7 protein-coding genes and 1 pseudogene are annotated in these 11185 nt (G+C 60.3%); 1 reads left to right on the forward strand and 7 read right to left on the reverse strand.

Translation table 11 applies throughout. The features are described from left to right. Positions 1-71: 71 nt before the first annotated feature. From ACIOWE_RS27110 to betI, 5 genes are all read right to left on the reverse strand, one after another. Positions 72-1409 carry a TldD/PmbA family protein gene (locus tag ACIOWE_RS27110; RefSeq protein WP_401397869.1) on the reverse strand — a complete coding sequence of 446 codons (1338 nt, stop codon included), beginning with the start codon at positions 1407-1409 and terminating at the stop codon, positions 72-74. Further along, positions 1409-2851, reverse strand: a complete 1443-nt coding sequence (locus ACIOWE_RS27115; RefSeq protein WP_201236494.1) for a TldD/PmbA family protein — start codon at positions 2849-2851, stop codon at positions 1409-1411. The genes ACIOWE_RS27110 and ACIOWE_RS27115 overlap by 1 nt, the downstream gene beginning before the upstream one ends. 283 nt (positions 2852-3134) lie before the next feature. Beyond that, positions 3135-4838: a choline dehydrogenase gene (gene betA / locus ACIOWE_RS27120; RefSeq protein ID WP_401397871.1), complete on the reverse strand. Its 1704-nt coding sequence runs from the start codon at positions 4836-4838 to the stop codon at positions 3135-3137. 209 nt (positions 4839-5047) lie between these two features. After that, positions 5048-6520 (reverse strand): betaine-aldehyde dehydrogenase, encoded by a 1473-nt coding sequence (gene betB / locus ACIOWE_RS27125; protein ID WP_401397873.1) that lies wholly within the window; start codon positions 6518-6520, stop codon positions 5048-5050. A gap of 88 nt (positions 6521-6608) precedes the next feature. Then, entirely contained in the window at positions 6609-7202 is a 594-nt protein-coding gene (gene betI, locus ACIOWE_RS27130) for a transcriptional regulator BetI (RefSeq protein WP_053124587.1), read from the reverse strand. Between the two features lie 426 nt (positions 7203-7628). Here betI and betT point away from each other — a divergent pair, with 426 nt between their 5' ends. Continuing rightward, on the forward strand, positions 7629-9626 hold the full coding sequence (gene betT, locus ACIOWE_RS27135) for a choline BCCT transporter BetT (protein ID WP_401397875.1): 1998 nt from the start codon (positions 7629-7631) through the stop codon (positions 9624-9626). Between the two features lie 253 nt (positions 9627-9879). Here betT and choV read toward each other — a convergent pair whose 3' ends face one another. Beyond that, positions 9880-11058, reverse strand: coding sequence for a choline ABC transporter ATP-binding protein (gene choV / locus ACIOWE_RS27140; protein WP_016772804.1), 1179 nt, complete (start codon positions 11056-11058; stop codon positions 9880-9882). After that, positions 11055-11185: pseudogene (locus tag ACIOWE_RS27145) on the reverse strand (choline ABC transporter permease subunit); the annotation flags it as partial. The gene choV and the pseudogene ACIOWE_RS27145, both read right to left, overlap by 4 nt.

The following is an 11185-nucleotide window of genomic DNA, read 5'->3' on the forward strand; positions in this document are numbered from 1 at the left end:
GAACCTGTGGCAAGGGAGCAAGCTCCCTCGCCACAGTTGAGTTGTGCAAATCCCACAAGTTAGTGTGGAGTTTACAAGGTCAAGGTCAAACGGCTGACCAATGCCCCCGGCAGCAGCGCCGAGGAGGTATTGCGCTGGCTATACGTACTTGCCGACAGCAGCAACTCGCGCTCGGCGGTCAACGCTTCCAGCTGCGAACCGAGCAGGCTGTAAGCGCTGTCATCGAACCGCATGGTGCTGACCGGTGCCTGGATCTCGCCGTTCTCGACCCAGAAGGTCGCGAAGCGGGTCATGCCGGTCATGCGCGCCGCCGGTTGATCCGAGAAGTTCAGGTACCACAGGTTGCTGATGTACAGCCCGGTGCCCAACTGCTTGAGGATCTCTTCTTGCGACAGATCCCCCGCCGCCATGTTCAACGCACTCGGCGATTCTCCGCCGCTGGCGCCGTTGGCCGTCAGGCCGTATTCGGCGGCACTGCGCGAGCCGACCAGTTGATCGCCAGCCTTGCCCTCGACGATCAGGCGCAGATCGCTGCGTGGATAACCTTCGCCGGAAAACGCCGGGCTCAGGGATTCGCTGACTTTCTCATCCAGCGACACCAAGGGGCTGAATGCCTGATCGCCGACATACAGCTTCTGCAACGGGCTGCTTTTGCTGGCGATCGACTGCGCCGAGAAACCGCCCCAGCTCAGCATGCCCATGATTTCTTCGAGCGCCGCCGGTGCCAGGTACGCGCGGTATTGCCCCGGCGCCAACGTGCGCAACGGCCGACCGAGGAACTCCAGTTGCTCGCGAGCCTGCTGGAAGCGTTTGGCGAAGCCTTCGCTGCTCCAGTCGTGTCCGGCGTAACTGGCCTTCACCGCTTCGCCGTTCTCGTGGAACAGGCTGAAATCGAAGTTGAAGCTGTTGGCCTGATGCCAGCCGAACGCGCCTGAAGAACTGGCGAAACCACGGCTGATCGGGCCGGCGGCATAGAAGCCCACCAGGTCCAGACCTTCGGCAGCGGCGCAGATCTCGTCGACCACTTGCTCGGTGTCCGGCAGCGGATGCTCCTGCACGTTGTTGCTCTGCCAGCCATTGTGATTGAGCAACAGATACGGATCCTGCGGCAGCAGCGGCAGGGTTTCACGCAGTTGTTGCAAGCCTTCGGCGAGGCGTTGCAGATCGCCTTCCTGATCACCGGACAGGGTGACTTGCAGGTCAGCGTGGCGGCCGTCGTTGATCAGTTTCAGGACGATGTTGGCCTGCTGCACCTGCCCGGCCTGACGCACCTTGGCATGGTTGAAACGGACGAACGCCGAGGATTCGGCGGCGTAGCTGAGCGTGAACTGTTCCGGCTCGCGCACGCTGTCGCGCAGCCAGTTGACCATGGTCTTGAAGGCGTCGGACTGACTCTTCGAAATGCTCATCAGGCGTCTCCCCCAAACACATCAACGTTGCTGAATACGCAGGCCGGCGAAGCGTGGCCGACGCGGATCACCTGGTTCGGTTCACCCTTGCCGCAGTTCGGCGTGCCCAGCACCTTGACGGTGTTGGCGTCGCCGACAGCGCGCAGGCTTTTCCAGAAGTGCGCGGAAATTGCCCGGTAATTGGGGTTTTTCACCACGCCTTTGAGTTCGCCGTTTTCGATCAACTGACCCCATTCGCAGCCGAACTGGAATTTGTTGCGCGCGTCGTCAATCGACCATGAGCGGTTGGTGCTCATCAAAATGCCGTGCTCGATGCCTTTGATCAACTGATCGAGTGGCTGGTCGCCCGGTTCGATATTGAGGTTGGCCATGCGGTCGATCGGTGCACGGTTCCAGCCGCAGGCGCGGCTGTTGGCGACGCCATCCATCCCGGCGCGAAATTGCGACAGCGCACCGCCCAGCGGACGCAGCAACAGGCCTTCGCGGATCAGGAATTGCTTGCTCGCCTGGGTGCCGTCGTCATCGTGGCCATAGCTGGCGAGTTCTTCGGGAATGCCCGGATCGAAGGTCACGTTGAGCAGTTTCGAGCCATATTGCAGGCTGCCGAAATCAGACGCTTTGACGAAACTGGTGCCGGCGTAATTGCGCTCGTCGCCAAGGATACGATCGAGCTCCAGCGGGTGACCGATGGATTCGTGGATCTGCAGCATCATCTGATCGGGCATCAGCAGCAGGTCGCGCGGGCCTTGCGGGGTGTTCGGCGCGAGCAGCAGTTGCAGGGCCTGATCGGCGACTTGCGGGCCAGCGCCAACCAGACCGCAACGACTGATCACGTCCGCGCCGCCCTGTTGGCCGAAGTTCTCGCGGCCGAGGCTGCGGGTCTGGCTGTCGTTGCCGTCGTAGGCGGTGACGTCGAGGCCTGGGTAGACGAAGCGCTGGGCCTGGCGCAATTCGGCGCCGGCGCTGCTCAGGTAGATCTGTTCGACGTGGGTGATGCCGATGCTCACTTCCCAGTTCACCAGGCGCTCATCCTTTGGCACCGAGGCGGACTCCGCGCCGAGCAGCTCGAAGCATTCGCTCAGGGACGGGAAGGGCTGTTCGAGATTGGGTGAAAAGTAGTCAGCGCGGTCGCTGGACACCGGCTGATCGCGCAGGTCGAGCAGCGCGTGCGGCTTGAGCCGGCGCGCCTGCAACTCGGCGCGTTCAAGGGCGGCTTGCAAGCCTTGTTGCGACAGGTCGTTGGTCGCGGCATAGGCCTCAACGCCATTGACGCGAACGGTGAGCATCGCCCCTTCGTCACGGCTCAGGCTTGGTGGCTCGGCGACGTTCTTGCGCACCGACAGGTACTGGCCGGACTCGCGTACATACCGCAGGGAAAAAAACTCGGCGCCCGTGCGCAAGGCAGCGAAGCGCTGCTTGAGCTGGGGGTGGAAATCGAACATTCGGGAACCTCCTTGTTATGGAGTAGCGGGGTGAAGCGAATCGGCGGGGAGGGGTGAAACGGTTGCGCGAGGTCTAGAGTAGGCCTGCGTCGGGGTAGGATCAAGTGAAGAGGGGGTGTAGGAGGAATTACTGTGCAGCGGCGGAATTTACGCTGAATGCGAGGGCCTCATCGCTGGCAAGCCAGGCTCCCACAGTTTTTTTGTTGAACACAATATTTGTGAACGACGCAAAACCCTGTGGGAGCTGGCTTGCCAGCGATTAGCCGCGACGCGGAATTACTTCTTACTGAGCAACAGGCGTGATATCACGCATTGGCTTGCCCTTCACCGGCGCATCGCCAGCGACGTAGTAAGCCGCGGTGCTGCGTGGCAACGGCTTGCGACCACGGATCTTGTCGGCGATTTTCTCGGCCATCATGATCGTCGGGGCGTTCAGGTTACCGGTGGTGATGATCGGCATGATCGAGGCATCGACCACACGCAGGCTCTGCATGCCGTGCACGCGACCTTCGCCATCCACTACGGCCATCTCGTCGGTGCCCATCTTGCACGAGCAGGACGGGTGGAACGCGGTCTCGGCGTGTTCGCGGATGAACTTGTCCAGCTGCTCATCGGTTTGTACGTCAATGCCCGGGCTGATTTCGCGGCCACGGAAGGCGTCTAGTGCAGGTTGTTGCATGATTTCACGGGTCAGGCGGATGCCGTCACGGAATTCCTGCCAGTCCTGTTCGGTGGCCATGTAGTTGAACAGGATGCTCGGGTGCTGGCGCGGGTCTTTCGACTTGGCCTGGATGCGACCACGGCTCGGCGAACGCATGGAGCCCATGTGCGCCTGGAAACCGTGCTCTTTCACACCGTTGCTGCCGTTGTAGTTAATCGCTACCGGCAGGAAGTGGTACTGGATGTTCGGCCATTCGAACTCTTCGCGAGTACGGATGAAACCGCCGGCTTCGAACTGGTTGCTGGCGCCGATGCCGGTGCCGTTGAACAGCCATTCGGCACCGATGGCCGGCTGGTTGTACCAGAGCAGCGACGGGTATAGCGAAACTGGCTGAGTGCAGGCGTATTGCAGGTACAGCTCGAGGTGATCCTGCAGGTTTTCACCCACGCCCGGCAGATCGTGAACGACCGGGATGTCGAGCTTGTTCAGCAGTTCGGCAGGGCCGACACCGGAGCGTTGCAGAATCTGTGGCGAAGCGATGGCGCCGGAGCACAGCAGGACTTCTTTACGCGCTTTGACTTCAACACGCTCTTCAGCGTCGCCGACCAGGTAACGCACGCCGACCGCACGCTTGCCTTCGAACAGGATCTTGTCGGTCAGGGCGTGGGTGACGATGGTCAGGGTCGAACGCTTTTTAGCGGTGTCGAGGTAGCCACGGGCGGTGGAAGCACGACGACCTTTCGGCGTCACGGTGCGGTCCATCGGGCCGAAACCTTCCTGCTGGTAACCGTTCAAGTCTTCGGTGCGCGGGTAGCCAGCTTGTACGCCGGCTTCAACCATGGCGTGGAACAGCGGGTTGTTGCCAGCCTTCGGCGTGGTCACGCTGACCGGACCTTCGCCACCGTGGTAGTCGTTCGGGCCGATGTCGCGGGTTTCCGCTTTGCGGAAATACGGCAGGCAGTCCAGGTACGACCAGTCTTCCAGACCTGGCAGTTTCGCCCAGCCGTCGTAGTCCATCGCGTTGCCACGGATGTAGCACATGCCGTTGATCAGCGAGGAACCGCCGAGGCCTTTGCCGCGACCGCATTCCATCCGGCGGCCGTCCATGTGTGGCTCGGCGTCGGTTTCGTAAGCCCAATTGTAGCGACGACCTTGCAGCGGGAACGCCAGTGCGGCCGGCATTTGTGTGCGGAAGTCGAAACGGTAGTCCGGGCCGCCGGCTTCGAGCAGCAGAACGGTGACGCCGGCGTCTTCAGTCAGACGGGTCGCCAGAGTGTTACCGGCCGAGCCGGCACCGATGATGATGTAATCGAATTCTTGGGACATTGAATGCACCCTCTTTGGATGTGGTCAGGTCGCCGAGTGGCCACTTTCTGTGGCGAGGGAGCTTGCTCCCGCTCGGCTGCGCAGCAGTCGCAGAACTTGCGACCGAGCTCTGTCTGGATGAACGCATTTTCTGGAGTTGGGGCCGCTTCGCAGCCCAGCGGGAGCAAGCTCCCTCGCCACAAGGGCCCCGACTTCAGAAACGCGTCAGATCAGAACACCGAGACGTAATCGCCCAGCTCGACCTGTACCGATTTGATGCGAGTGAAGTTGTTCAGCGAGCTGATACCGTTTTCACGGCCGACACCCGACTGCTTGTAACCACCCACCGGCATTTTCGCGTCGGACTCGCCCCAGGCGTTGATCCAGCAGATACCGGCTTCCAGTTGATGAATCACGCGGTGTGCGCGGTTCAGGTCTTTGGTGACGATACCGGCGGCCAGGCCGAAGTCGGTGTCGTTGGCGCGGCGGATCACTTCTTCTTCGGTTTCGTAGGAGAGGATCGCCATGACCGGGCCAAAGATTTCTTCGCGGACGATGGTCATGTCGTCGGTGCAGTCGGTGAACACGGTCGGAGCAACGAATGCGCCTTTGGCGAATTCGCCGTCGGTCAGACGGTCGCCGCCGCACAGCACGCGGGCGCCTTCTTCTTTACCCTTGGCGATGTAACCCAACACGCTTTCCATGTGCGGGAAGCTGACCAGCGGGCCGAAGTTGGTGTTTTCGTCTTCCGGGTTGCCAACGCGAATGCGCGCAACGCGCTCAACGATCTTGGCTTCGAAAGCGGCTTTCAGGTGCGCCGGTACGAACACGCGAGTGCCGTTGGTGCAGACCTGACCGGAGCTGTAGAAGTTGGCCATCATCGCGGTGTCGGCCGCGCGATCAAGGTCGGCGTCGTCGCAGATGATCAGCGGGGACTTGCCGCCCAGTTCCATGGTCACGTCTTTCAGCGACGAAGCCGAAGCGCTGGCCATGACCTTCTTGCCGGTGTCGGTGCCGCCAGTGAAGGAGATTTTTTCGATGCGCGGGTGCTCGGTCAGCCAGGTGCCGACTTCACGGCCGCTGCCGGTCAGCACGTTGAACACGCCGTTTGGAACGCCGGCTTCGGTGTAGATCTCGGCCAGTTTCAGGGTGGTCAGCGAGGTGACTTCGCTTGGCTTGAAGATCATCGCGTTACCGGCCGCCAGGGCTGGAGCGGATTTCCACAGAGCGATCTGGATCGGGTAGTTCCACGCGCCGATACCGGCAACCACGCCCAGCGGCTCGCGACGGGTGTAAACGAAAGAGGTGTCACGCAGCGGGATCTGCTCGCCTTCGATGGCGGGCACCAGGCCTGCGTAGTATTCCAGCACGTCGGCGCCGGTAACGATGTCGACGTACTTGGTTTCGGAGAACGACTTGCCGGTGTCCAGGGTTTCCAGAGCAGCCAGTTCATCGTTGCGCTCGCGCAGGATGTCGACGGCACGACGCAGGATGCGCGAACGCTCCATGGCGGTCATCGCAGCCCAGATCTTCTGGCCTTTTTCAGCGCTGACTACTGCGCGCTCGACGTCTTCCTTGGTCGCACGTTGCACCAGTGCGAGGACTTCACCGTTAGCCGGGTTGATGGCTTCGAAGGTGGCATCGCTGCCGGCGTCGGAGTACGCGCCATCGATGTAAAGTTTTTGCAGTTCGAAACGGGCCATAGTGTCCTCGCAAGTGCATTAGTGGTTGGCGTTGACCGCCGCGATGAAGCTGCGGAGGCAGTGAGGGGCCGAGCGTTTTCTGTGTGCTCTAGCTCACCTTCTTGGCCAATTGGAAATCCATGTATTCGTAAGCGATCTGTTGCGCCTGCGCGGTGTCGAAAGCGTCTCCCGACAAAGCGCCGCGCAACCACAAGCCGTCAATCAACGCTGCCAGTCCACGCGCTGCGGTGCGCGCATCTTCGAGCGGCAACACACGGCGGAACTCGCAGCACAGGTTGGAATACAGACGGTGATCGTTGATCCGCTGCAACCTGTGCAAAGACGGCTGGTGCATGCTGGTGGCCCAGAAGGCCAGCCAGGTTTTCATTGCCGGGCCATTGACCTGGCTGGCGTCGAAGTTGCCTTCGATGATCACCTGCAGATGCGCCCGTGGGCTGTCATCTGCCAGCGCTTGGCGGCGCAGGGTGACGTTCTCGCTGAGGACGCTCATCAGATACCGCATCGTGGCGGCAATCAGGCCGTTCTTGTCCTGAAAGTAGTGACTGATGATGCCATTCGAGACACCGGCCAAACGGGCGATCAGCGCAATGCTGGCGTCCCCCATTCCGACCTGATCGACCGCCTGCAAAGTGGCTTCGATCAGTTGTTGGCGGCGGATGGGTTGCATACCGACCTTGGGCATCTTGCACATCTCCTTAGGCCTTCCGAGGGGCGAATGACGCCTATCGGATTGAGGGCCAGTCTATTTTGTTTTGATTGAACGTTCAATCAACAAAGAATAAGATCTGCGACAAATCGTCGCTGCCTACAGATTTTTCCTACGTGTAAGTGGCGATAAAACCGACATCCGAAAATGCTTGAAACCTGCGTGGGGCATGGCGCGGTTCGCGATTCGATGGACGTGTTGAAAGGGCAAGACGCTCAGGGCCAGGTTTCGGATGAACGTCCGGACCTCGGCCACGAAAGCGATTCGCAGCGCCATTTCGGCAGGTTCGGGCTTTTTTCGGGGTGTCTTTATATCACCCGCCAGTCGGCTGCCAACTAACCGATTGGTCGGGTTCCGTGTTGCCTTGTGTTCTTCTCTCGCACTGCCTGGAGCATTTGTGCCATGAGTTCTGCCTCGCTTATAAAGACCCCGCCCGAGAAGGTGACGGTCAACGGTTGGGTGTTTTACACCTCTACCGCGCTGATTCTGTTGTTGACCGCCATTCTGATTATCGCCCCGCAAGAGGCCGGCAGATTGTTGGGTATCGCTCAGGCCTGGTTGTCGCGCAGCTTCGGCTGGTACTACATGGTGGTGATCGCCGCCTACCTGGTGTTTGTGGTGGGCCTGGCGTTTTCCTCGTACGGCAAACTCAAACTGGGCAGCAAGGACGACACCCCGGATTTCAGTTACGGCGCCTGGGCGGGGATGCTGTTCTCGTCGGGTATCGGTATTTCGCTGCTGTACTTCGGCGCGTCCGAGCCTCTGGATCACTACTTCAATCCGCCGGAAGGCGTATCGGCCACCAACATGGCCGCGCGTCAGGCTGTACAGCTGACATTCCTGCACTGGGGCCTGCACGGCTGGGCGATTTACGCACTGGTCGGTCTGGCCGTTGCCTACTTTGCTTACCGTCATAACCAGCCGCTGGCGCTGCGTTCGGCGCTGTATCCGCTGGTCGGCGAGCGTTGGGTCAAGGGCGCTGCCGGTCACGCGGTGGACGGCTTCGGCATGTTCGTGACCCTGCTGGGTCTGGTGACCAACCTGGGGATCGGTTCGCTGCAAGTGTCCTCGGGCCTGGAAAACCTGTTCGGCATGGAACACAGCAACACCAACCTGCTGATCGTGATCATCGTGATGAGCACCGTGGCGACCATCGCTGCCGTGTCCGGAGTGGAAAACGGCATCCGTCGTCTGTCCAACCTGAACATCGTGCTGTTCAGCGGTCTGCTGATTTTCGTGCTGCTGTTCGGCCCGACCCTGCACCTGCTCAACGGCTTCGTGCAGAACATCGGCGACTACCTCAACGGCATCGTGCTGAAAACCTTCGACCTTTATGTGTATGAAGGCAGCGCCGAGAAAACCGAACGCTGGATGGGCCTGTGGACTCTGTTCTACTGGGCGTGGTGGATTTCCTGGGCGCCATTCGTAGGCATGTTCATCGCGCGTATTTCCCGTGGTCGTACCGTGCGTGAACTGGTCGCCGGCGTGCTGCTGATTCCACTGGGCTTCACTTTGGCGTGGCTGTCGATCTTCGGTAACTCGGCACTGGATCTGGTGATGAACCAGGGCGCGGTCGAGCTTGGCAAGACGGCGCTGGAACAGCCGTCGATGGCGATCTATCAATTGCTTGAACACTACCCGGCGTCGAAAATCGTCATCGGTGTGTCGATCTTTGTTGGCTTCGTGCTGTTCCTGACCCCGGCCGACTCCGGCGCGGTAATGATGGCGAATCTGTCCTGCAAGGGCGGCAACGTCGACGAAGATGCGCCGCACTGGCTGCGAATCTTCTGGTCGGTCGTGATCACTCTGGTGACCATCGGTCTGTTGTTCGCCGGTAACTTCGAAGCCATGCAAACCATGGTGGTGCTGGCCGGTCTGCCGTTCTCGGTGGTGCTGGTGTTCTTCATGTTCGGCCTGCACAAGGCGATGCGTCAGGACGTGCAGATCGAACAGGAGCAAGCGCAACTGGCTGAGCGCGGTCGTCGTGGTTTCAGCGAGCGTTTGACTCAGCTGGATCTGCAACCGAGCCAATCGGTGGTGCAGCGTTTCATGGACAAGCAGGTCAGCCCGGCGCTGGAAGATGCGACGGCGCAGATGCGTGCACAGGGTCTGGAGGTACAGACGCTGTTGGGCAAATCCAAGCGTTGCATGGGCGTACGCGTCGAGATGGAAGAGGGCAACCCTTTCGTTTACGAAGTGAGCCTGGACGGCTATCTGGCGACCCCGACCGAATCGGCCCAGTCCGATGAAGCGCGCCAGCGTTACTACCGCGCCGAGGTGTATCTGCACAACGGCAGCCAGGATTACGACCTGATGGGCTTCACGCAGGATCAGATCACGCGGGATGTGCTCGATCAGTTTGAAAGCCATCGGCAGCTCCTTGGCCGGGTGTATAGCTAAACCTTGAGGGTCGGCGGTGCAGTCAGTTGCACCGCTGAACCATTGTGGTGAGGGGATTTATCCCCGATGGGCTGCGAAGCAGTCCTGAAACCGTCAAACGCGGTTTTCCTTGATTACCGCGATTGACGACTTGGGGCCGCTTCGCGACCCATCGGGGATAAATCCCCTCGCCACAGATGCTGTATTCACAGGTGAATATCTGCACTAATAAAAACGCCGCGATCCTCTCGCGGCGTTTTTGTGTCTGGGGTTGTTAGCCCAGGTTCTTGCCCAGCAACGCGTGATACAACTCACTGTCGCCCAAAATCCCTACCACATGATTGTTATCGTGCAGCACCAGTTTGTTGCCGGTCTGATAACGAATCTGCAACGCGTCACGCATGCCGATATTCGAGTCCACCAGCGTCGGCTTGCGCTCCAGCCCTTCTACCGCCTGCCCCGGCGCCCAGTTTTGCAGGTTCAGCACCGAACCGTTCTGCCGCGCACCCTTGATGGTGTTGCCTTCAGCCAGATCCAGCCACGAGTCGCCACCCGGATCGAGGCATACCGAACCGTTGATGCGTTTGCACTTGTCCAGTGTGCGCATCAGGCTGCGACCGCACAGCACATTGAGCGGATTGGTGTGCGCGACGAAGGTCCGCACATAGTCGTCCGCCGGGTTCAGTACGATCTCTTCCGGCACGCTGTACTGGATGATCCGGCCGTCCTTCATGATCGCGATACGGCTACCGAGCTTCAGTGCTTCATCAAGGTCGTGGCTCACGAAGACGATGGTCTTGCTCAGCTTGCGTTGCAGTTCCAGCAGTTCATCCTGCAAACCCTGACGGATCAGCGGGTCGAGCGCGGAGAACGGTTCATCCATCAACAGAATGTCGGCGTCCATCGCCAGTGCCCGCGCCAGGCCCACACGCTGCTGCATACCGCCCGAGAGTTCGTCGGGTTTCTTGTTGCGCCATTGCGTCAGGCCGACCAGTTCGAGTTTTTCGTCGACCAGTTTCTTGCGTTCCTTCTCCGGACGGCCCTGCATTTCCAGACCGAAACTGATGTTCTCGCGCACCGTCAGCCACGGCATCAGTGCGAACTTCTGGAACACCATGGCGATGCGCTTGGTGCGCATCATTTTCAGCTCGGCCGGGGTGCAGGAGGCGATGTCGATCTGGCGGTTTTCATGCTCGACGAACAGCTTGCCGCGGCTCACGGTGTTGAGGCCGTTGATGCAGCGCAGCAGGCTCGACTTGCCGGAACCGGACAGGCCCATCAGCACGCAGATTTCACCTTTGTTGATGTCCAGCGTGGCTTTTTCCACGCCGACGATCTGTCCGGTCTTCTTCAGGATCTCGTTGCGCGTCATGCCCTGATCCAGCAGCTTGAGCGCCTCGCGTGGGTCCTTGGAGAAGATTACGTCGACGTCTTCGAAGCGAATTATGCTCATGCGTCACCCCCTACTTTGGCGTCGGGTTGTTTGCAGATACGGTCGAGCATGATCGCCAGCAGTACGATCGCCAGGCCCGCTTCGAAGCCCAGGGCGATATCAGCAGTGTTCTGTGCGTTGACCACCG

The organism is Pseudomonas sp. NPDC087598, from assembly GCF_044743525.1.
In the GTDB taxonomy this organism is placed as follows: domain Bacteria; phylum Pseudomonadota; class Gammaproteobacteria; order Pseudomonadales; family Pseudomonadaceae; genus Aquipseudomonas.

Excerpts from the sequence above, each read along its gene's own strand:
- ACIOWE_RS27110 (WP_401397869.1), bottom strand. The coding sequence starts at position 1,409 with ATGAGCATTTCGAAGAGTCAGTCCGACGCCTTCAAGACCATGGTCAAC.
- ACIOWE_RS27115 (WP_201236494.1), bottom strand. The coding sequence starts at position 2,851 with ATGTTCGATTTCCACCCCCAGCTCAAGCAGCGCTTCGCTGCCTTGCGC.
- betA (WP_401397871.1), bottom strand. The coding sequence starts at position 4,838 with ATGTCCCAAGAATTCGATTACATCATCATCGGTGCCGGCTCGGCCGGT.
- betB (WP_401397873.1), bottom strand. The coding sequence starts at position 6,520 with ATGGCCCGTTTCGAACTGCAAAAACTTTACATCGATGGCGCGTACTCC.
- betI (WP_053124587.1), bottom strand. The coding sequence starts at position 7,202 with ATGCCCAAGGTCGGTATGCAACCCATCCGCCGCCAACAACTGATCGAA.
- betT (WP_401397875.1), top strand. The coding sequence starts at position 7,629 with ATGAGTTCTGCCTCGCTTATAAAGACCCCGCCCGAGAAGGTGACGGTC.
- choV (WP_016772804.1), bottom strand. The coding sequence starts at position 11,058 with ATGAGCATAATTCGCTTCGAAGACGTCGACGTAATCTTCTCCAAGGAC.